Source organism: Lysinibacillus sp. NPDC095746, from assembly GCF_044763535.1.
Classification (GTDB): Bacteria; Bacillota; Bacilli; order Bacillales_A; family Planococcaceae; genus Lysinibacillus.
The window spans coordinates 12,161-32,743 of sequence record NZ_JBIWGL010000008.1 but is presented as its reverse complement, the minus strand read 5'-3'; the positions used below and the strand labels follow the sequence as shown (position 1 = coordinate 32,743).

At 37.4% G+C, this 20,583-nt stretch carries 22 protein-coding genes and 2 other annotated features; of the genes, 6 read left to right on the top strand and 16 right to left on the bottom strand.

Annotated features, from left to right (window positions below; translation table 11 throughout):
- Positions 1 to 84 precede the first annotated feature (84 nt).
- The gene (locus tag ACIQ7N_RS07915; protein ID WP_323654606.1) at positions 85 to 522 is read left to right on the top strand and encodes an Rrf2 family transcriptional regulator; all 438 of its coding nucleotides are present in this window, start codon (positions 85 to 87) and stop codon (positions 520 to 522) included.
- A 46-nt stretch (positions 523 to 568) separates the two neighbouring features.
- Here ACIQ7N_RS07915 and ACIQ7N_RS07910 read toward each other — a convergent pair whose 3' ends face one another.
- The 5 genes from ACIQ7N_RS07910 to ACIQ7N_RS07890 form a co-directional block, all read right to left on the bottom strand.
- The gene (locus ACIQ7N_RS07910) at positions 569 to 1,549 is read right to left on the bottom strand and encodes a GNAT family N-acetyltransferase (RefSeq protein WP_402931287.1); all 981 of its coding nucleotides are present in this window, start codon (positions 1,547 to 1,549) and stop codon (positions 569 to 571) included.
- Positions 1,550 to 1,653: 104 nt separating this feature from the next.
- The gene (locus ACIQ7N_RS07905) at positions 1,654 to 2,031 is read right to left on the bottom strand and encodes a VOC family protein (protein ID WP_132361399.1); all 378 of its coding nucleotides are present in this window, start codon (positions 2,029 to 2,031) and stop codon (positions 1,654 to 1,656) included.
- On the bottom strand, positions 2,028 to 2,465 hold the full coding sequence (locus tag ACIQ7N_RS07900; protein WP_132361397.1) for a DUF1801 domain-containing protein: 438 nt from the start codon (positions 2,463 to 2,465) through the stop codon (positions 2,028 to 2,030). The genes ACIQ7N_RS07905 and ACIQ7N_RS07900 overlap by 4 nt, the downstream gene beginning before the upstream one ends.
- Before the next feature lie 192 nt (positions 2,466 to 2,657).
- Positions 2,658 to 3,314: a YdeI/OmpD-associated family protein gene (locus ACIQ7N_RS07895; protein ID WP_402931286.1), complete on the bottom strand. Its 657-nt coding sequence runs from the start codon at positions 3,312 to 3,314 to the stop codon at positions 2,658 to 2,660.
- A 125-nt stretch (positions 3,315 to 3,439) separates the two neighbouring features.
- Entirely contained in the window at positions 3,440 to 3,934 is a 495-nt protein-coding gene (locus ACIQ7N_RS07890; RefSeq protein ID WP_402931285.1) for a DUF1648 domain-containing protein, read from the bottom strand.
- A gap of 310 nt (positions 3,935 to 4,244) precedes the next feature.
- Here ACIQ7N_RS07890 and ACIQ7N_RS07885 point away from each other — a divergent pair, with 310 nt between their 5' ends.
- Positions 4,245 to 5,939: a methyl-accepting chemotaxis protein gene (locus ACIQ7N_RS07885; RefSeq protein ID WP_402931283.1), complete on the top strand. Its 1,695-nt coding sequence runs from the start codon at positions 4,245 to 4,247 to the stop codon at positions 5,937 to 5,939.
- Positions 5,940 to 6,206: 267 nt separating this feature from the next.
- Positions 6,207 to 6,444: a binding site (T-box leader), on the top strand.
- A 132-nt stretch (positions 6,445 to 6,576) separates the two neighbouring features.
- Positions 6,577 to 8,148 carry a 2-isopropylmalate synthase gene (locus ACIQ7N_RS07880; RefSeq protein ID WP_132361389.1) on the top strand — a complete coding sequence of 524 codons (1,572 nt, stop codon included), beginning with the start codon at positions 6,577 to 6,579 and terminating at the stop codon, positions 8,146 to 8,148.
- A gap of 57 nt (positions 8,149 to 8,205) precedes the next feature.
- On the opposite strand, the gene metG is transcribed toward ACIQ7N_RS07880, so the two are convergent.
- The 6 genes from metG to rsgA all read right to left on the bottom strand — a co-directional run bounded on the left by metG (position 8,206) and on the right by rsgA (position 14,284).
- Positions 8,206 to 9,840, bottom strand: coding sequence for a methionine--tRNA ligase (metG, locus tag ACIQ7N_RS07875; RefSeq protein WP_402931282.1), 1,635 nt, complete (start codon positions 9,838 to 9,840; stop codon positions 8,206 to 8,208).
- Positions 9,841 to 9,904: 64 nt separating this feature from the next.
- Positions 9,905 to 10,171: a binding site (T-box leader), on the bottom strand.
- A gap of 164 nt (positions 10,172 to 10,335) precedes the next feature.
- Positions 10,336 to 10,983 (bottom strand): HAD hydrolase-like protein, encoded by a 648-nt coding sequence (locus ACIQ7N_RS07870; protein ID WP_402931280.1) that lies wholly within the window; start codon positions 10,981 to 10,983, stop codon positions 10,336 to 10,338.
- Positions 10,984 to 11,095: 112 nt separating this feature from the next.
- On the bottom strand, positions 11,096 to 12,109 hold the full coding sequence (locus ACIQ7N_RS07865; RefSeq protein ID WP_402931279.1) for a DUF4179 domain-containing protein: 1,014 nt from the start codon (positions 12,107 to 12,109) through the stop codon (positions 11,096 to 11,098).
- Positions 12,102 to 12,635, bottom strand: a complete 534-nt coding sequence (locus ACIQ7N_RS07860) for a sigma-70 family RNA polymerase sigma factor (RefSeq protein ID WP_402931277.1) — start codon at positions 12,633 to 12,635, stop codon at positions 12,102 to 12,104. The genes ACIQ7N_RS07865 and ACIQ7N_RS07860 overlap by 8 nt, the downstream gene beginning before the upstream one ends.
- 103 nt (positions 12,636 to 12,738) lie before the next feature.
- Positions 12,739 to 13,161 carry a FosM family fosfomycin resistance protein gene (fosM, locus tag ACIQ7N_RS07855; protein ID WP_402931276.1) on the bottom strand — a complete coding sequence of 141 codons (423 nt, stop codon included), beginning with the start codon at positions 13,159 to 13,161 and terminating at the stop codon, positions 12,739 to 12,741.
- Positions 13,162 to 13,207: 46 nt separating this feature from the next.
- A complete protein-coding gene (gene rsgA, locus ACIQ7N_RS07850) occupies positions 13,208 to 14,284 on the bottom strand; it encodes a ribosome small subunit-dependent GTPase A (RefSeq protein ID WP_402931275.1) in 1,077 nt (358 codons plus the stop codon).
- Between the two features lie 370 nt (positions 14,285 to 14,654).
- On the opposite strand from rsgA, the gene ACIQ7N_RS07845 reads away from it, so the two are divergent.
- Both ACIQ7N_RS07845 and ACIQ7N_RS07840 read left to right on the top strand, forming a co-directional pair.
- On the top strand, positions 14,655 to 15,737 hold the full coding sequence (locus tag ACIQ7N_RS07845) for a type III polyketide synthase (protein WP_402931274.1): 1,083 nt from the start codon (positions 14,655 to 14,657) through the stop codon (positions 15,735 to 15,737).
- A 1-nt stretch (position 15,738) separates the two neighbouring features.
- Positions 15,739 to 16,281, top strand: a complete 543-nt coding sequence (locus ACIQ7N_RS07840; RefSeq protein WP_402931273.1) for an isoprenylcysteine carboxyl methyltransferase family protein — start codon at positions 15,739 to 15,741, stop codon at positions 16,279 to 16,281.
- A gap of 50 nt (positions 16,282 to 16,331) precedes the next feature.
- Here ACIQ7N_RS07840 and ACIQ7N_RS07835 read toward each other — a convergent pair whose 3' ends face one another.
- On the bottom strand, positions 16,332 to 17,525 hold the full coding sequence (locus tag ACIQ7N_RS07835) for a GTP-binding protein (RefSeq protein WP_402931272.1): 1,194 nt from the start codon (positions 17,523 to 17,525) through the stop codon (positions 16,332 to 16,334).
- Between the two features lie 169 nt (positions 17,526 to 17,694).
- Between ACIQ7N_RS07835 and rpmG the strand changes: the two genes are divergently transcribed.
- On the top strand, positions 17,695 to 17,844 hold the full coding sequence (rpmG, locus tag ACIQ7N_RS07830) for a 50S ribosomal protein L33 (RefSeq protein WP_053481849.1): 150 nt from the start codon (positions 17,695 to 17,697) through the stop codon (positions 17,842 to 17,844).
- A gap of 90 nt (positions 17,845 to 17,934) precedes the next feature.
- On the opposite strand, the gene ACIQ7N_RS07825 is transcribed toward rpmG, so the two are convergent.
- From ACIQ7N_RS07825 to ACIQ7N_RS07810, 4 genes are all read right to left on the bottom strand, one after another.
- Entirely contained in the window at positions 17,935 to 18,738 is an 804-nt protein-coding gene (locus ACIQ7N_RS07825) for a hypothetical protein (protein ID WP_402931271.1), read from the bottom strand.
- 15 nt (positions 18,739 to 18,753) lie between these two features.
- Entirely contained in the window at positions 18,754 to 19,050 is a 297-nt protein-coding gene (locus ACIQ7N_RS07820; RefSeq protein ID WP_402931270.1) for a hypothetical protein, read from the bottom strand.
- A complete protein-coding gene (locus ACIQ7N_RS07815; RefSeq protein WP_402931269.1) occupies positions 19,043 to 19,618 on the bottom strand; it encodes a hypothetical protein in 576 nt (191 codons plus the stop codon). Before ACIQ7N_RS07815 ends, ACIQ7N_RS07820 begins: the two co-directional genes overlap by 8 nt.
- A 137-nt stretch (positions 19,619 to 19,755) precedes the next feature.
- A complete protein-coding gene (locus tag ACIQ7N_RS07810; protein ID WP_402931267.1) occupies positions 19,756 to 20,394 on the bottom strand; it encodes a BMQ_0737 family morphogenetic spore coat protein in 639 nt (212 codons plus the stop codon).
- Positions 20,395 to 20,583 lie beyond the last annotated feature (189 nt).

Here is a 20,583-nt window from a genome sequence, read left to right as displayed (position 1 = left end):
CATCTTTAAAAAAGTATTGAATTTATAATACTTCAAGGCAAAAATGCTATAATTATTTTGAACTATAGAAAGTAGGGTGTTCTTATGCGCTTAACTTTATACACAGATTATTCTCTCCGGACACTCATATATTTGGGTGCGAAGGAAGATGGCCAATTATCAACTATCCAAGAAATTTCAGATGCTTATAATATATCGAAAAACCATTTAATGAAGGTGACACACCAGCTTGGATTATTGGGCTATATTGAAACGATTCGAGGGCGTGGTGGAGGAATTCGCCTAGCAATTGATCCAAAGACCATTACAATTGGTGAAATAGTACGTCATACAGAAGAGGATTTTCATCTTGTCGAATGCTTTGACAAAGAAAATAATCTTTGTAAGATCGCTCCAGAATGCCAGCTTAAAGGCGTATTATACGAAGCGTTGCAAGCCTATTTAACCGTCTTAGATCGCTATACTTTAGATGACTTTTTACATTCAAAAGAAAAGTTGATGGCACTGTTGTTTGGCGAATAAAAATACCCGCACAACTTAAGTTGGACGGGTATTTTTTATGTTTATTTTACAATGCCTTTGAAAAGAAAATCATATCGAGTGCACGAATTCCATTTTCATAGATTGGCTCAGGATAATTACTGAAAAAATCTTTTTCAATGGCTTCCATACGAAAGCCTGCTTTTTGATAGAAGGCAATATTATCAATACTAGAATTTGCAGTTCCGACTATTATCGTTTGATATCCTTGTGATTGACAAATGGTTGTTATTTGTCGCAGTGCTTCTTTCCCAAGTCCTTTACCTTGATACTTCGGTACAATCGCAATATTTTTTAACTCAACTATCGAATCAGACTGTTCAAGAAGTAACGCTACACCCGCTAACTGTTCACCACATTTTATTTCGTATAACTCACCGTCATCTAAATATTCTCGAACAGCGACTTCACTTTCATCCGCTAATAATAGTTGAGGTAAATAGTCTTCCCGAGCACCTTCCACTTTCTTTAAAGATGTACGATATCGAACAAAATCTTCGCGCTCAAAAACATTTAAAACACACGGCTGCTTTTCTTTGATCTCTAGCCATGAATGCTCCTGCGGAAAATCATTCTCAACTCCTAATCGAATAAAAGGCAACTTTTCCTGCGCCTTTTGTGAGCGTATATTAACCTTTCTAGCTCCTGCAAAAACACGCTTTAGCCCTAACTCAAAAAATGCAATATCTAAAATTGCAACTTTTGATTGAAGATTATAGCCTTTTCCCCAAAATTCATAGCCCAGCCACGAGCCAATGTGACAGCTCTTTTTATTGTGATCAATAAACATTAATGCCGTGACACCAATCAGTTGTCCTTCCTCATCCAGTACAACACGAGGGACTGTTTTTCCAGCCTCTTCGTCCACACATTCACGTTTTATAAAATTAATCGTATCTTCCACTTTACCAGCAGGTAACCCTAGTGCATCTCGAACCTGTGGCATAGAAGATAGTGCATGCATCGCTTCAGCATATTTTATATCGTGTCTCACTAAAGTTACTACCATATGCTATTCTCCTTTTAACATGATTAACAACAGACTTTGTATCGTCCTCTACTAACATAATGAAATTATTTCATCTATTTATTTATATATATTGCTTCTGAAAATCAATTATACGTTAGTTGCCATGATACACCAAAACGATCCTGAATCCAGGCAAATTTCTTAGAAAATCCATAATTATTAAGTGGCATTAAAGCTTGTCCACCCTCTAAAATTTGAGCAACTAGACTTTCGATTTCTTCTTCAGACTCACATTCCATAAAAATGGAAGTTGACGGTGTAAATGTAAAGTTATGTTGTATTACACTATCATTCACCATCATTTTCAAACCTTTTAAATGTAGGACAGCCATCGCAATCTGTTGGGAGTTTTCCATATAGGTTAAGCTTTCCACCTGTAATTCTGAAAACCACTGTTGATATTGCTGGATAGCTTCATTGGCTTGTCCCTGAAACATTAAAAATGTAGTCGCACTTTTCATTTAGTTAACGCCCCTTCATATTTTGAAATCCATTGTGCTGGTGTCATTTTCGCAACAAGCTCTCCTATCAATTCAAACGGAATATTTTTAGCGCTTGTAAAACGAATACAACTTTTCCCCATATTGAGTTTCGTCGGTACTCGTTTCGCATATTCCTCTTGGAACCACGAGAGTAGCGCTCGATCTGCATAAATGCCCATATGATAAACTGCAATATGACGTTTCTGTGCAGCAAGACTTATAAAGGGCAAAGGAGTATTGGGTGTAACATGATAGCCTTTCGGATAGGTAGTTAGTGGGACCACATAGCTTACCATGTCATAGTACATGCTTTCTTCAAAACCCTCTGGTAAATTGCTTTCTACCACGTCTACAAGTTTGCCAAAACTCTCCCGCCATTTTTCATCCACTTGCTCAATATATGTGCTTTTCATGCCCTTCCCTCTTTTCAATTGCTATGTGTGTATCAGAAGACTCATTCAGTCCATAACGTAAAATTGATCTCCGTTCTGACTTCATATTTAATGCTGCGCTACATAATAAATTCTAGTTGCTAACCATCTGTCTTATGCTAATTACAATAAATATAGCATCATTTAAAGGAATCCATAAAGCCTCTTTGTAAATTATGCTTTTCCCTCCGCCTTTGCTTTTCGGTATAATTCCTTTGTTTTGTAGCCCAATCTAATAATTTCACGCATCTCCTCTAAACGTGCTACTTGCGTCTCTTCCTTTTTCGCACTATAAATATATCGGGCCCAGTCCTTTTGATAACCCGGTGTTAATCCATCATAAAATAGTAAGTCATCCGGATTTTCCGCAAGGGTATCACGCAATTGAGGAATCATACCTTCATAGTCACTAACGCATTGACTACTCGCTGTCTTCTTCTTGCCGCGTCCCTTGCCATCTTTCTTTATACTTACTATAGAAAATGTCTCATCTAACGACATAAGACTGGCAAATTTATAATCACTGCCAACAATGTATTTTTCCTCGTCCACTTGAATTGCTGGAAAGATGTCATCGCGATGGATAAACTGTTCATACCTCTTATTCCCCTTTTTCGGATAAACAAAAAATAAATAACCTTGTTCCGTAAGCGTGTTTAACTTTCGTACATTTTGTAAATACGTTACCATCTCATCAATCGTCAACACAAAGGCAATTATTCGATCATAAGGCGCATTTCCTGTTTGGGTTATTCCCTCTAATTGCATCTCCTCTGGTTGATTATGAATGGCGATAGACAGTCCATCCTTCATTTTAAATTTCTTTAGCATAGTTTTGACACCTCTTATAATTATCAATACAATTTTCTCTTAGTTTTGATAGTATAGCTGATTTAGTGCAATTTTCGTACAAAAAAACGCTCGAATATTCTCGAGCGGTTAAGAATGAGATAAGCTTATTTAATTTTTGTAGCCACAACTATTCCTCTAATAATCGGAATGGCCGTTATAATTAGCACTAATGGTAGGAACCACCAACCAAGACTCTCTGCCTCCCCAAGTGCAATACGTACCATTTGGAATGATATAGCTGTAAATATAAGTAGACAAAGGTTTTTTATTTCATTCAATATTTTTCGGCTATTTAAATAAAATGCCTCTACATTACTTTCGTTTAAGCGTGCTGGGTACTTATGAATATGCGGAATTTTTTCAAGTAATCCTAGCAATATCCACAGCAATATTCCGATAAACGGAAGGATGAGTAACTCTATTTTTGAACCCCACCGATTAACTTCTCCTGCACCATTAAAATGCCCTGGAATCTTTTCGGGTAGTTGGCCCCACATTCCAACAATATAAAGGATGGACAGTATAAATAACCCGCCACCGATACAGTCCAAAATCTTTTCATATCTTGTTTTCGGCAATTTTAAAATTGGCCTATACATCTTCCCACTTCCTTGCTTATTCCTTTTTCTATTTTACGTTACTACAGTTTAATTAGTTTCAAATTTATGCAAATTGTCATAATTTTCGAGGTATACAGGTAACTATCCGCCTTCACTTACTGTAAAAAAGCAAATTATTCAGCTTTTTTATCATTCTACCTACAATTATTTACCTTATTATTCCTAATTTATATTGTAGAAATACTCACAATACTTTGTAAAATTTATATAATCTGATATAAATGGTATAAACATATTTCATTTTTTTGTAACATTTCTACTAAATTACTGAGAAAGGAAACGACAACTTATGCGATTTACTATCTACAAGAAGTTAGTACTCGGTTTTTTTATTGTTATTTTAGTATTAGTTGGCACAATCGGATTAAATTTCAAACAGCTTAATTCAGTAAACAAAACATATCGTGTGTTACTCGAAGAACAAACAACTAAATCTATTAGTATTCAAGAGCTACGCGCAATTGCTAAACAAGAAATTGTAAATATCAGAGGTTATCTATTGCTTGGGGACGAGCAAAATTTGCAAAGTAATACGGCTTCACGTGAAGGGTTTAAAAAGAAATATGATGAATTAAAGGCTTCATTCGATTCTCAAAAATCTAGTGATTTATTAGAGGCAATCAATAAAAGCGAGCAGGATGTCCAACGGTTCGCAGATCGAATGTTTTCATTAAAGGATGCTGGAGAAACAGAGCAATACGAAAAGCTCGATAGTACACAAGGTCGCCTACTTATTAAACAATTCGATAACCGTGTAACTAATCTTGCTAACTACCAAGATGATTATATAAAAGGAAAAATCGCTGCTACAGCTAAAGAAATTCAAGCTATTAAATTCCAAATGATCATTCTTGGCATCTTCGCTGTTGTCACTAGTCTCATCATTGCTATGGTCATGGGAAGCCTTATCTCTCGCCCTATTAAAGGTATGGCAAAAACCGCTAAAAAGATTGCTAATGGCGATTTAACAGCTGAGCAAATTCATATTAAGAATCGTGATGAGGTAGGTGATTTAGCAATTGCCTTTAATCAAATGGCAGTAAATTTAAAGGACCTTATTACAAATGTACGTCATAATACTGTACAAGTAAGTGGTTCTGCCGCTGAATTAACTGCAAGTGCTGAACAAACAATCCAAGCGACAGAACAAATTACTTCCTCTATACAAGAAGTGGCAAGTGGCTCAGAGGCCCAAGGGAAAAATGCTACTGAAAGTTCAGCAGCTATGAAAACTATGACAAAAGGCATTCAGCAATTAGCTACGACGACGGCTGCCGTTTCAGAGCTTGCTATAGAAACAAATACTGAAGCTAATAAAGGAAATGAATCGCTACACCGTGTGATTACACAGATGGACACAATTAATTCTGCGGTTTTAGAATCCGCTAGCGTTGTGAAAAATTTAGGAAATCATTCCTTTGAAATCGGAAATATTATTGGTCTCATCACGGATATTGCAGAGCAAACAAATTTACTAGCATTAAATGCTGCAATTGAGGCAGCACGTGCAGGGGATCATGGTCGCGGCTTTGCAGTAGTTGCAGATGAAGTGAAGAAATTAGCCGATCAATCAAAGCAATCAGCTAAACAAATAGCAAGTCTGATTTCAGAGATACAACAGGATACAAACCGTGCCGTAACTGTTATGGAAACAGGAACACAAGAGGTAAAAGTCGGTATGCAAGTGGTAAAAGTAGCTGAGGAAGGCTTCTCAACAATCGTTAAACTGATTGAACAAGTATCCCAACAAATTCAAGAAGCAACAACAGTTTCAGAGGAAATGTCATCGAGTGCTGAGCAAATTTACGCATCCTTCGATGAAATCGCAACAATCGCACAGATGTCTTCTTCAAATCTACAAAATGTAGCTTCTGCTTCTGAAGAACAACTAGCAACTATTGAAGAAGTTGCCGCTTCTGCTGCCACACTATCCAACATGGCCGAGGAATTACAAACACAGGTTTCACGTTTTAAAGTGGAGTAAAAAGTAGCTTGTATTATTAAAGGTATTCAATCTCCAGAATTATATTTTTTTAATTAAATACGATTCGGGAGATTACTATGTCTTTGAAATCTAGAATTCGCCATTTAGGAGGTCCCCAGCCTCCATTTACGTGGCAAATAAAACCTCCGCTTTTAGGTAATAAGACAACAAATTAAGGTTTTTATATAAGACAGAAAAAATATAATTTTTAGAATTTTATTGACAAATTAAAAATACCCAAGTATCATTGCTTTCAACAACACATTATTGTAGGCCATGATTGGAAATAGTAGAAATGCAAGTGCACTTGTAGAGAGTCGGTGGTTGGTGCAAACCGATAGGCACACATTTTGAACTCGTCCATGAGCCACTCCCTGAACTTTGAGTAAGGGACGTCGGTTTCCTCCGTTAACGGGATAGACAGTGACAGCTGTCGATAAGGGGACTTTTTCTATAAAGAGAAGGTCAATTAGAGTGGTACCGCGAGCATAAACTCGTCTCTATATTTTTATATAGAGGCGGGTTTTTTTTATTGAAAAATAACCAATGTGTAATTTTGTCTCTAGCTTAGAGCTAACGGTTCAAAGCAGAGACAATATCAATATATTGACAACTACAACAGAAGGAGTGTTTGAAAATGGGAAGAAAAATTTGGGTGTTTGATACAACTTTACGTGACGGCGAGCAAGTGCCTGGTGCAAAACTAAATTTATATGAAAAAGTAGAGATTGCACAGCAACTCAAAAAATTAGGCGTCGATATTATCGAGGCTGGTTTCCCGGCTTCATCACAAGGAGATTTTGATGCAGTTAAAGCTGTCGCACAAAAAGTTGGTCATACAAATGACATTATGATTACTGCTTTAGCACGTGCTGTACAGGCAGATATCGATGCTGTTTATAACGCTGTAAAATACGCTGAAAATCCGATGATTCATATGGTGCTTGGCACTTCTGATATTCATGTTGAGAAAAAATTTAGCAAATCCAAGGATCAAATTCTACAGATTGGTGTTGATGCAGTAAAATATGCGAAAACGCTTCTACCACAAGTCCAATATTCAACAGAAGACGCATCTCGTTCAGATTTCGAGTATCTTTGGAAAACTATCGAAGCCGTCATGAAGGCTGGTGCAACAATGATTAATGTACCTGACACAGTCGGCTTTGCAGAGCCAGAAGAATTCGGAGCGATGATTTATAAACTAAATGAACGTATGAAAAATCTAAACGATAGTGTTTTGTTGAGTGTTCATTGCCATAATGACCTTGGTATGGCCACTGCTAACACACTTGCTGCGATTAAAAACGGCGCGGATAAAGTAGAATGTACAATTAACGGCATTGGCGAACGCGCAGGAAATGCAGCATTAGAAGAAGTCGTCATGGCATTGAAAACACGAGGCTCTGTATACAATGCTGAGACACGTATTAACACAAGAGAAATTATGAATACATCTCGTCTTGTTTCAAGCTTCATGGGCTTAGACGTACAAGTAAACAAAGCGATAACTGGGGATAATGCTTTTGCCCATTCCTCTGGTATTCATCAAGACGGCCTTCTAAAATCTCGTGATGCTTATGAAATTGTCCATCCAGAAGATGTAGGCCTAGACGATATGGAGCTAGTCCTGACAGCTCGCTCTGGGCGTCATGCGGTGAAAAATGCCCTTGAAAAACTTGGCTTCTCCAATCTTTCAGCAGATGAGTTTGAAGGAATTTTCGAAGGCTTCTTAAAGCTTGCTGACGCAAAAAAAGAAGTTTACGATCACGATTTATATGTTATTGTGGAAAGCTATTATGAAAAACATGACGCAAACAATGCTAATGCCACTCATTATAGTGATCAGTTCTTTGACTTCGATGATTTACAAGTCGTCAGCAACGCAAGCTTCCCTTCAGCAAGTGTGAAAGTACGTAAAGGCGGGGAGATATTTAAAGCAAGTGCAGTTGGCTCAGGTCCGATTGATGCCCTATATTCTGCCATCGCAGAAATTACAAACATTGATGTAAAACTTGTAGAATATAATATCAATAGCGTTTCCCGTGGCAAAGAAGCGCTTGGAAAAGTAAAAATTACAATCGAGCATGAAGGTGAAAAATATATCGCCAAAGCGGCAGATACAGATATTTTAAAAGCGAGTGCGCTAGCTTATATTAATGCGATCAATAGTATTGTTGTCGCTAAATTAACGCCTGTTATGAACTAACATACATCCGCAGGTGAAAGCAGTATGACACGTTGAGTCATACTGCTTTCACTATTCCTAGCGGCTACCCTCTACTAGCTTTTGGTATTCCTCTTCAATTAATTCAACATCTAGACGCTCAAACAGTGGCGTCACTTCGCTAATACTTGTTGGTAAGTCCACTTGTTCATGCCACTTTACTTCGTTGATTCTTAACATCTTTCTCACCTTTTCAGCTGAAAACGGTAAAAATGGATGTAACAGCTGTCCAAGATTAGCAATTATATAAACACAAGTTGCAAGTGTTTGATTGCCAGCTTCTACATTCTCTTTCACCTGTAGCCACGGCTGCCGCTCGTCAAAATAGTGATTAGCCGCACGAATGTATTCAAAAATGGCCTCTAAAGCTTGTTTAAAATGACCCGCTTCTATTTGAATCCCAACATCATTAAATAGCTGAATCGTGTTTTTTCGAATAATGGCATCTATCTCGGCTTGAGGCACTTGACGATCAAATGATTTTTCTAAAAACTTCAATGTCCGATTGACAAAATTACCATAAGCACCGAGTAATTCACCATTGTGACTATAAATAAATTCTCGCCACGAGAAATCAGTATCACGATTTTCTGGCGCGTTTATAGTTAAATAATAACGAAGAGAATCGGCATCGTATCGACTCAAAATATAAGGTACCCATACCGCCCAGTTTTGGCTCGTCGATAATTTTCGTTTTTCTAATGTCAAATATTCGTTTGAAACAATATGTGTTGGTAAGGCCTCTGCTCCTATCCCCATTAGAATAGCTGGCCATATAACTGTATGGAACGGAATATTATCCTTACCATGCACATAATACGAAATCGTTTCTTCATTCCACAAATCTTCAATCGCTAGTTGATGCTGCTTCGCCCATTCAATACTCGCTGTTAAGTAACCTGCTACTGCTTCAATCCATACATATATTTTTTTGCCTTCAAAACCTGATACTGGCACATCGATACCATTTGGTAAATCCCTTGTTACTGCGCGGTCCGGTACCCCTTCTGCCAAGTAACGTTCTGTTAAACCTAAAGCATTGACTCGCCAGCGTTTTTCCGCCTTTGCCTTCACTAAATAAGCCTCCAACCTCCCCTGAAACTGGCTAAAAGCAAAATAAAAATGCTCTGTCCCTTTGATAATTGGCTCATTCCCACAAATTTTACAGTGTTTATCGATTAAATCGAGCGGGTCTAAAATCGTTGAGCAATGATCACATTGATCACCACGCGCCTTCGCACCACAGTTTGGACAAATCCCCTCTACAAATCGATCCGGTAAAAACTGCTTATCTGTTTCACAGTATGCTTGTTCAATTTTCTTTTTATATAAAAATTTGTTCGCTAGCAGCTGTGAAAAAATTGCCTGAACAGATTCATGATGGTGCTGCGCATCTGTTCGCGTATACATATCGTAAGTAAATCCTAAATCATTGAAGCATCTTGAAAACTCTTCATGATAATGATTAGCAATTGCTTCCGTTGTCGTATTTTCCTGCGCAGCTCGAATTGAGATTGGTGTACCATTACAATCACTTCCCGAAACATATAAAACCTTCTCGCCCTTTTGTCGGTAATATCTAGCCAGAATATCACCCGGTAATAATGCAGCAACATGCCCTAAATGCAAAGAACCATTTGCATATGGCCACGCGCCTCCAATAACAATTGTCATCCTAAGTTGCTCCCCTCAACAAAATTGTAAAAAAGTGTATAAAAAAAACGCCCTAATCAAAATTGATTAGGACGAGTATACCCGTGTTACCACCTATATTTACAAATAGCTCACACTATTTGCCTCCATCAGTGCGTCTCATTCAAATTTTTAATGAGAGATACTGCCGCTGTTGTAACGAGTGCTCATCTCGTCGTAATCTACTCGCAAACTTGCTTTCGGTACGAAGCTCAAAGGTCATTTTCAAAAGGGGGCATTTACCTCATTTCCACCAACAGAGGCTCTCTATATAATGCTTCTCCAATTTACTTTTCCTTATCAATGCTCTTACTATAGATTTCCACCATTTTACTCTTTATGCCGTTGAATTGCAATCATGTCGATAAATTGCTCTTAGTTCTCGATAAACTGAAAAACTTAGGCGATAAATCATTTAATCTTTTCGATAAAACGAAAAAGTTGGGTGATAAATCAGAAAATGTAGTCGATAAAATTTTATCCAAGCTTTATTTCAAGCAACTCTTTTAAATTATTAATGACAATGTCCGCTTTTCGTAATTCTGTGTCCTGCGCAAAGTCGAAACGTACACCAACTGAAAGCAACTGATTATCCTGAGCTGCCCGAATATCAGAAGAACGATCACCTACAACTGCGCCGCGTTCAATGGCATTTTCCTCGATGACCTTTTTCACTAAATCAGATTTATGACCGCTCGAAATGGACTGAATACTATATGTACCATTGATAAAACGTTGTAATTGATAGGTTTCTACTATTGCTTGTAAATACTCTGTTTGCCCATTACTGGCGATAAATAAATCATAGTTTTCTGCCAATATAGCAAGAGTTTGCTCTGCATTTGGATATAATGCACCCTGGCGATTACGTATTTGTTCAATTAGCTTAACATGGAATAATGCGTTGCTTTCTTCACGTGTCTCTAGCGTGTGCATAGGACATAACGTTTCCCAGACAACAGGTAATGGAACACCCATAATTTCGCGGTATTTCTCTATTGGTGTTTCTCCCTGCCACAAGCCCCTTGCACGCAGCACATTAAACGTCTCCGATAATGCTGGCTCTAATATTAGATTTGTTTGAAATAAAGTACCATCCATATCAAAAATAATAGCTTTTTTCATAAAATCACCCCTTCTACGGTTATGAACGTTTTCTACTTTTTATTGTTTCTCTTTCATGCCATTTAAATAATATGCCCCCTCTAGTTCCTAAAACTAAAGGGGGATCCTATTTTTAAGGTTCTAAAGGTACTACTATTTCTAATTCCTTTATTTCCTCCCAATAACCCTGCTTGTTCGTCTTACCTGGTTTAAGTGTAAAAGATTTCGGCATTTTCTCCATAGGAGGCAGTACTATAATAATATGATGTCCATTATCCTTGGTCGCACCCATTTGTATATTCTCCCCATCGTATAACTCTCCCTCACTATCTGTTACCTCAAACTCAAAAAATGGCCATTTATCATTTCTATCTAATTCGTTTGGATAATCTACTAGGACATCTATACGTGTCGATAGCGGTGTAAATGAAACTTGCCCAACGTTTAACTTGTATAACCCATTGTTCGTACTAGCTATTACATTTGGATAGATCTTAACAACTTCTTCCTTTAATTTTTCAAGAGTAAAATCTACATGCCAATTACCTTTGTAGCCAAATAAATCGCTTCCATCTAATGCGACTTCAATGTTATCCCCGTATATATCTGGATTTGATAAAGTTAATTCATGATGTTCAATAATCGTGTTTTTATCTATATCATCTTGACCTGTAGAACCGATCGCAACATCTATTGGCTCCCCATTGACAGTTAGCTTATTCGTACCTACTACCTCTTCTTTTAAAGAAACACCATTCTGCCCTGTATAAGCAACCGTAACTAATAATCGATTACCATCATATACCGCTTCTTCAACAGCCATTGTAAGACCTGCATGTTTATCCTCCTTTCCTATTTTTGTCATCAAATGATTTTGTTCAATTTTTTCAGCTGCAATATCCCCAAATTCAGCATAAATAACCCCAATATAAGGTACATTGGCCAGTGCAGTCGCTATTGTAGGGGATAAAAATCCTGCACCTAGTAGCACTATACATAATCCACATGCTACTAAAAGGGGTTTTATAATTTTAATGTTCCGTTTCTTCTTTTTTGCAGCACGCATTGCTGCCTGCTCTCGCGCCATCAATTGTTGAAGAGGAATATCGATACGATCAATAGATTGATTATTATTTTCCTTACTCATACAAGTAGCCCTCCCTTAAGACTGGTTTTAATTCTTTCTTAGCTCTATTAATATAGGACTTCACCGTTCCTTCGGGACAGCCCAGCATTTTTGCAATCTCTTTTACAGAAAAATCATGATAAAAGCGTAACCATAAAATCGTTTTATACTTGGCATCTAGTGTTTCAAATGCCTCTTTTAAATCTAATGTATGCGCAATATTTTCAATATTTTGATGTCCAGCTAACTCTGCAAATAACGCCTCGTCTCCTGAAGTAAATTTCCTTGAATCTTTTCTAATAAAATCAATAGATTTAAAAGTAACAATCTTAACAATCCACCCTGGAAAACTGCTTGGATTCTTTAATGTTTTCAATGTTGTATAGGCTTTATAAATAGATTCTTGATAAATATCAAGCGCATCCTGCTCATTTCGAACATACGAGTAGGCCGTGCGGTATAATTTCTCACGCATCAAAACGATCAACTGCTCAAAGGCTCCATCATCCCCCTTTTTTGCACTTTTAACCAATTTTTTTAGATCCACCTAATCTCCTCCTTCTAGCTACACTTTAAAGTCGTTTTGGGAAATGAAAACGTTGCAAAAAAAAAATAGATGTCCTCCATTTAGAGACATCCATTTTTTAATTTTAATCAAAAAACTCCATATGCATTTTTTCCTTCTTATAGTAATCCAATCGGTCCTGTAAAGTCCCTGTATGAAATTCGAATTTATGACCGTCTGGATCTGTGAAGTAAATCGATTTTTTATCTCGTACATCTCTTTGTCTGCCTTCCAGAATGTTGACATTATGATGGACTAGCTTTTCATACATGTTGTCAAAATCGGCCTCCTGGATAGAAAACGCTATATGTGTATTGGATTGATGTATGTCATTGCGTGGGATATCCTGTTCTACATTCAGGGCAAGCCACAGCCCATTTACATCTAAATAGGCTGTACTTCTACCCTTCACTAATAATTTTGCGTCAAAAACCTTTTCATAGAATGCGATGGATTTCTCTAAATTTGACACTGAAAATAATAAATGATTTATGTTTTGGATTGTCATTTTCGTACCCCCAACTATGAAATTGCTGCTCACTCTAATATTAAGTTTAATTTGATTTTTTGCCCTTCTTTAAGCCTTTCGCAATTTGCTTCGATTTGCGTTGCTCATTTAGCCTTGCCTGAGCATTTGTTTTGCGTTCGATAAAAGCAAGCTCTCTTTGCAATTTAAAGTAGCTCTGGAGACGTGATCGTTCAAGTACACCCTCTGTAATTGCTTGCTGTACAGCACAGTGTGGCTCCTTCTGATGTGTACAATCCCTGTAACGACAGGCCGCAGAAAGATCCTCAATATCCTGAAAACTAGCGGATAAGCTATCACTCTGATCCCATAATTGTAGCTCCCGCATTCCTGGTGTATCAATTAAACAGCCGCCTTCTGGCAATAAAACTAACTCACGATGTGTTGTTGTATGGCGCCCCCTCGCATCATCTTCACGAATACCTGAAACCTTCATAAGCTCCTCACCACTAAGAGCATTTGTCAATGTGGATTTCCCTGCGCCAGAAGAGCCAAGTAATGCGCCCGTCACACCTTCCGTAAATAGCGCACGAATATCTTCTAAGCCCTCACCTGACAGTGCACTAGTCACAAAAACATCTACACCAAACGCTACAGACTCAACCTCACGTATTTTACTAGAAACATCTTCACAAAGATCAGCCTTCGTTAATACAACGATCGGCTTTGCACCCGAATCCCACGCAGCTACTAAATAGCGTTCTAAACGACGAATATTAAAGTCTGCATTTAAGCTCATAACAAGAAGCACGATATCAACATTCGATGCTACTATCTGCTCTTGTATTTCCAGCCCCGCGGCCTTGCGGGAAAAGACTGATTTACGTGTAAACAATTTATGAATGATCGCCCTTTCCTCACCAGGCATTTTCTCGACTAGCACCCAATCTCCTACTGCGGGAAAATCTTCCCGTGCTAATGATGTATAGGCGTAATGTCCAGCAATCGTTGCCAGCCACTCTCCTTCTTCAGCTAGTACACGATAGGAATGTTTATGCTCTAAAGTAACCCTAGCCGGCACACAATTCGCCAGCTTAGCCTCCTGTTTAAATCCAGTCATTTGCTCTTCAAAATATGGTGAAAATCCTAAAGTTGTTAAATTCAAGTTGTTTTCCTCCTAAATGTGAATATCCTTTGTACTCAAATTGATACTAAACACAAAAAACCTTGTCTCTGCGCAATTCGGCAGTTACAAGGTTCACAGGCACATTTAAGAGAATATACAAATTACCACAATTGTCATTTAAATACACGGTGTGGTCAATTTATATATTTTAGGCGTGTGAAACTGAACAAACCGAATTGCAGCTCGTTAAAAACGGATCTATTCATCATGTCACATCACCTACTTCCGATTTAGTTATTTCCAATATAGCGAAATATTCCGAAATTGTCAATTATCTTCTAACAAGCATGTATCCCCTCCCCCCCTGCATACAATAAACAAGACCACTATTGGCGAAGGAGATGTTGAATTGTCAAAAATCATTTCTATCAGTACATACCAACCACCGTACACATTACAACAAATAAACGCAGAGGAGCTAACAAAGGAACTTTTCCATGCGAAAATCCCTAAGTTAGAACGTTACTTAAAAGTTTTTGAGAATGGTGGTATTGCAACACGCCATTTTTGTGTACCACCTGAATGGCATCGTACCGATCATTCCTTTGAGGAACGAAACGATTTATATATTGAACTAGCTACACAATATAGCGTTGATGTCATTCAAGCCTGTTTACAAAATGAAGCGTTTTTACAATCACCGGTTTCTCCTAAAGACATTGATGCTATTATTTTTGTAAGTAGTACTGGTATTTCCACACCAAGTATTGATGCACGAGTTATGAATAAACTTCCTTTTTCAGACAGACTTAAACGTATTCCACTTTGGGGACTTGGCTGTGCTGGTGGTGCGGCGGGTGTTAGTAGAGCCTATGATTTTTGTCTTGCCCATCCAGAAGCAAAAGTTCTTGTCGTTTGTGTCGAGCTTTGTAGTCTAACCTTTCAGCCAAATGATTTTTCAAAAAGCAATTTAATCGGTGCGTCTCTTTTTGCAGATGGAGCCGCATGTATACTCGTCTGTGGAGATGACGTGAATATCGCAGTAAAAAAGCCAATACCTGCTATTATCGGGACTGGCTCTAAATGGATGCCAGATTCAGAAAATGTTATGGGTTGGAATATTAAAAACAATGGTCTACATGTCGTTTTTCAGAAAAGTATTCCTGCCATCATCACCAAGTGGCTCGGGCCATTCATTGAACAATTTTTATTGGAACATGAACTATACAATGAACAGCTTACACATTTCATCGCGCATCCCGGCGGTAAAAAAGTGTTAAAAGCTTATGAAGATACTCTGTATCTAGCTTCCAAAAAAACCGATATTTCTCGGGAAATATTGAAATTTCACGGAAATATGTCATCTCCTACGGTGCTATATGTATTGGAGCAATTTATGTTAAACGAAGGACAAGTAGAGGATACTGGCTTGCTCGTCGCTCTCGGCCCTGGCTTCTGCGCTGAAGCTGTATTACTTAAATGGAGGGAGTAGCATGATTATCTACATTATTTTGATCCTCGTCATTCTACAAAGATTGACAGAAGTTTTCATTGCAAAACGCAATGAAAGATGGATGCTTTCACAAGGGGCATATGAAGTTGGTTCTTCTCATTATCCATATATGGTTGCTTTGCATGCTGGTTTTTTCCTATTTTTAATTATTGAAGTCGTTACTAATCATAAAAGTTTATCTCCTTTATTTCCGTTATTATTTTTATTATTTATTGCCGTTCAAATATTACGCATTTGGTGTATCCGTTCATTGGGGTCTTTTTGGAACACAAAAATACTCATATTGCCGGATGCAGAAGTTGTACGAAAAGGCCCTTACACATTTATGCGTCATCCAAATTACGCGGTAGTTTGCTTAGAAATTATGCTTCTACCTTTAATGTTTCAAGCATATTTCACAGCATTTTGCTTTACACTTTTAAATGTGACAATGCTGTCCGTACGCATTCCACTTGAGGAAAAAGCCTTGCGAGATGCGACTAATTATAATCATGTATTTCAAAAGAAGATTTCGGAATCCTAGCCGAAATCTTCTTTGTTTCGCTTTCGCTATCTAAACACTTGCTAAAAGAATTAATGCCATTCCCAATTGAACGGATCTTGTAAACCATCCCATGAGTTATTAAACTCATCTTCCGTTAATAAACACTTGTCTAGTTCTTTTATAATCGCCTCTTTATCTAAATCAACACCAATAATAACGAGCTGTGTCATGCGATCTCCAAATTCCTCATCCCAATCTTCTACTACCTCAGGACTTTGCAAGAAAACATCCTGCTGTTGTTCCTTTGGTAAAGCGGCTACCCAATAAGAAACTGGTTCTATTTTTGCCGATGAACCTGCCTGTGATAGTAATAATGCAACATTCTGATGTTTCGCACTCCAAATAATACCCTTTGCTCGGACAATCGATTCTGGCATATGATCACACCATTCTACAAATCGCATTGGATGAAATGGTCTTCTACGCTTATAAATGAAAGAAGAAATGCCATACTCCTCCGTTTCCGGTGTATGATTTTCATGACCAAGCTCTAATTCTTTTAACCAGCCAGCAGATTCTGATACCCGTTCAAAGTCAAAGCGTCCAGTATTTAAAATCTCAGCGGGCTCTATTGCACCGTTTACTGTACGAATTAGCTTGGCTTCAGGTTGTAATGCACGTAAAATACGTTCTAATCTTTCAAGCTCTTCATCTGATACTAAATCACATTTGTTTAATACAAGGACATCACAAAACTCGATTTGGTCAATGAGTAAGTCGGCAACATCTCTTTCATCTAACTCGCCTACTGCCTCCTTACGCTCTAAAAGGCTTTCACCCGACTGAAAATCATGCCAAAAACGATTCGCATCTACAACGGTCACCATCGTATCAAGCTGGCAAAACTTTGTTAAATCAATACCAAGCTCCTCATCTAAATAGCTAAATGTTTGGGCAACAGGTATTGGTTCGCTAATCCCCGTCGATTCAATTAAAATATAATCAATAGTACCGAGCCTCGCGAGACGCTCCACCTCCTGCAATAAATCCTCACGTAGCGTGCAACAAATACAACCATTCGATAGCTCCACAAATTTTTCCTCTGTTCGTGAAATGCCGCTTCCATTTGCAATTAGTTCTGCATCGATATTAATTTCACTCATATCATTGACGATTACAGCAACACGCATATCTTTTTCATTTTGTAAAACGTGATTCATCATTGTTGTCTTACCAGAACCTAAATAACCACTTAACACTGTAACGGGGATTTTCTTTGTCATCTTTACAACTCCTTAAATCGTAATTATTACTATTTACATTCCGTAATTAAAACATAGAGTCCTAAAAAACGCAACGCTAAAAACTTTACGGAAATACGGTATTGACATATTTCTCTAAAAATAATAATGTGTAAAGCGTAATTATTACGATTTAAAAGGAGGTTATTTTATGCGTGTACAAGTGACATTAGCCTGTACAGAAACAGGTGATAAAAACTATATCACTACAAAAAATAAACGAACTAATCCAGAAAGGCTGGAGCTTAAGAAATATTCACCACGTTTAAAAAGGGTTACATTACACAGAGAAACGAAATAATATATATTACGTCTAGAATCCACTAGTAACATAAAAATGGCTGTTTCAAAAGTGTCTGTCGTACTTTTGAAACAGCTTGCAACACAAACTTTATACAATTTTATCAGTATTGATTTCGATAGTAAGCTCGTTCAATTTATGTTCCAGATCCTCAAGTAAGCGTAATTTATGATTCAATTGCTTCTCAAAATCCATTGATTGAGCAAATACCTTATTTACTTGAGCATCTATATGTGTAATAAACCCTGGATTCATTATCGTTTTTCCACTCAGGGAAAGGCTATATTTTTTGATATCCGCCAATTCTTCCGTTAATTTTGCTATCTCACTACTTTTCTCCTCTATTTCTTTGGTTAAATGCTTATTAAGATTATCTGAACTGGCTTGTTCTAAACGAGATCTTTCAAGGGCTTCAATGATAGTATTCATTTGTTGGCTTATATCCTTTGTAAAAACGTTCAGCTTCTTTTCAAGGCAATCGACTATAGTCTTATCATGAACATCTGAATTTGTAGAAAGTAATTTATCTTTAGCGGATGTTAACGTTTCCTTCATTAGCTTATTTTCTGCACGCAGCTCTTCTAATTCCTTTAATAAACCCTCTATCGAAGAAAGTTGTTTTTTCTTCTGGGTTTCTCTTGCTTGTATATCTTCATAGTAAGTTTTAAGCTTTTTTTCATGGTCTCTCTTCTGCTTTAAAAGCTCCATCGAAAGCTCCTTTTTCTGCTTTGTTAATTGAACATTTTCCCGCTCTAATCTCAGTACTAGTGAATAATAATCACTATCTCTGAGCCTTTTAACTTCATTTTTATATTTCGCTAATTCTGCTCTTAAAAAAATGATCATTTGCTGCAACTGAATAGGATCATTGTTTTTAACAATATCATTATCCACTCTCGCGCCTCCTAATCACGACATTTTTTTAAGTAAACTAATCACTTCTTCAAATTGCTCCTTACTATTCTCTAACATGTCATCAAGCTGCTTAATAATCTTAATGTCTATTTCCTCATCACTAATTTCTTCAGCTTTGCTCTTTTCTCCTGACATTAAATAGGCAAGAAGTAGATTCAATGTGCCTTTTTCGAGATAAGCAAAGCTGTTATTTTTCGTATTATTATCGTTAGATAGATTCGTAAGCTGTTCCTTTATTAGTTGATGGACAACACTATCTATTTTTTGATTTATATTTTCAGACTCACTCATTTTCATCCTCCTGTGTATGACTAATTCCATTGAGATTAATAGGATTTAAGACAACGACACCATCTTTGAACTCATCACAATATGTAAAACCCATGATACTTCCTGAATAAGAAAAATTATGACCCCACTTAATTTGAAAGTTAGGAAATGATAATGTTTCGTTTGGCACTAACGTTGTTTTGCCTATAGGTCTAAGCCAGAATTCCTCCTTGCTTGATTGATCATTGATTCGTTCCCAGCTACTGTTGCCTTTTAAATTTGGTGCGAAATGTTCATAGACATACCTTCCTGAGAAAGAGAATGGAGAGTCTTCAGGCAGTTTTATACATAGATACGGATTCGTTATAGGCTGATTCCCTATATTGCGAATATGATAGGAGCCCAAACATAAGCTTTCCTCATCAGGATTATAAGAAATATTGAACGAGGACGTGAAATAACTAATGATGTTGACACTTTCTGGAATAATGAGCTTCTCAACCGTTTTTTTAATTTCATGAACATAAAAATCTGTTTGTTTTTTTAGTTCATTTATCTTTTCTTCCACATGATCGATACGAGTAGTCATAATTAGTACCCCCTTGCCAATAGTATTTAATTAACCAACCTACTTTAAGCGCTAGCTACTGTCTGAAATCTTTCATAAAAAAAAAGAGAGGATTAACCTCTCTTTATAATATGATTTTCTTCTATGTGTTAGTACCATTAACCAACTGTTGGGAAGATAGCAGGGCACTGCTGCGGGCGTACTACACCCGGACATGCGAACGGTAATTCTGCTCTTGGTTCGCAGAAAGTCGCTAAGAATTCCACAGTTACTGGGAATGTAGATTGAATACTTTGGCAAACAGATACAGTAATCGTTAATGCAGAAAACGTAATTGTCCCTGCTCCAGCTGTTAATGTTCCAGTTGTACACACGAAACAATCTAAATCCGTGAATAAAATTTCTACATCTGTCCCTGTTGGCGCACATAATGTAACTTGTTCGCAACGAGAAAGTGGAATAGTATTGCTTGTGAACATAGTGCCGTTCGGTAGACAAACAACTATCGTAAGAATAAAGTTCTTTTGAATAGTTAAATTTTGAAGACATACAGTTGCACCATCAATTGAGAATTGGCGATTCTCACGGTTCAAGATAACAATAGGGTTTGTTGTTGATGGAACTACCTTACATGTAACTACTGCACCTGTTAAATCCGTCGTTGGCGTTACTCCTGGAAAAGTAATTGGTCCAGTAGGGGAAAAATCAAACGACATTTCCTTTACAATCCAGTCAAATACCTTATCGACGTTTATACAAATAAGTTCTTGCGCCTGGGATGGCATATTATCTAGCATCCTTTTGACACCTCCATAATTTTTTTACCTTTCGTTTGTATCTTATGTTTTCTAACTAAAAGTGCATGGGCTAAAAAGTAATTCGTTCTGATTTTTATGAATCAATTATGCCTCAGCAAAATTGCCGCTGTCGCATAGATAAATTGCCACAGGACGTGGCTGAGTTCCTCTATTTTTAGCAGGTGTTTG

Coding starts and splice junctions, on each gene's coding strand:
- ACIQ7N_RS07915 (WP_323654606.1), top strand. CDS start 85: ATGCGCTTAACTTTATACACAGATTATTCTCTCCGGACACTCATATAT.
- ACIQ7N_RS07910 (WP_402931287.1), bottom strand. CDS start 1,549: ATGGTAGTAACTTTAGTGAGACACGATATAAAATATGCTGAAGCGATG.
- ACIQ7N_RS07905 (WP_132361399.1), bottom strand. CDS start 2,031: ATGAAAAGTGCGACTACATTTTTAATGTTTCAGGGACAAGCCAATGAA.
- ACIQ7N_RS07900 (WP_132361397.1), bottom strand. CDS start 2,465: ATGAAAAGCACATATATTGAGCAAGTGGATGAAAAATGGCGGGAGAGT.
- ACIQ7N_RS07895 (WP_402931286.1), bottom strand. CDS start 3,314: ATGCTAAAGAAATTTAAAATGAAGGATGGACTGTCTATCGCCATTCAT.
- ACIQ7N_RS07890 (WP_402931285.1), bottom strand. CDS start 3,934: ATGTATAGGCCAATTTTAAAATTGCCGAAAACAAGATATGAAAAGATT.
- ACIQ7N_RS07885 (WP_402931283.1), top strand. CDS start 4,245: ATGCGATTTACTATCTACAAGAAGTTAGTACTCGGTTTTTTTATTGTT.
- ACIQ7N_RS07880 (WP_132361389.1), top strand. CDS start 6,577: ATGGGAAGAAAAATTTGGGTGTTTGATACAACTTTACGTGACGGCGAG.
- metG (WP_402931282.1), bottom strand. CDS start 9,840: ATGACAATTGTTATTGGAGGCGCGTGGCCATATGCAAATGGTTCTTTG.
- ACIQ7N_RS07870 (WP_402931280.1), bottom strand. CDS start 10,983: ATGAAAAAAGCTATTATTTTTGATATGGATGGTACTTTATTTCAAACA.
- ACIQ7N_RS07865 (WP_402931279.1), bottom strand. CDS start 12,109: ATGAGTAAGGAAAATAATAATCAATCTATTGATCGTATCGATATTCCT.
- fosM (WP_402931276.1), bottom strand. CDS start 13,161: ATGACAATCCAAAACATAAATCATTTATTATTTTCAGTGTCAAATTTA.
- ACIQ7N_RS07840 (WP_402931273.1), top strand. CDS start 15,739: ATGATTATCTACATTATTTTGATCCTCGTCATTCTACAAAGATTGACA.
- ACIQ7N_RS07835 (WP_402931272.1), bottom strand. CDS start 17,525: ATGACAAAGAAAATCCCCGTTACAGTGTTAAGTGGTTATTTAGGTTCT.
- rpmG (WP_053481849.1), top strand. CDS start 17,695: ATGCGTGTACAAGTGACATTAGCCTGTACAGAAACAGGTGATAAAAAC.
- ACIQ7N_RS07820 (WP_402931270.1), bottom strand. CDS start 19,050: ATGAGTGAGTCTGAAAATATAAATCAAAAAATAGATAGTGTTGTCCAT.
- ACIQ7N_RS07815 (WP_402931269.1), bottom strand. CDS start 19,618: ATGACTACTCGTATCGATCATGTGGAAGAAAAGATAAATGAACTAAAA.
- ACIQ7N_RS07810 (WP_402931267.1), bottom strand. CDS start 20,394: ATGCTAGATAATATGCCATCCCAGGCGCAAGAACTTATTTGTATAAAC.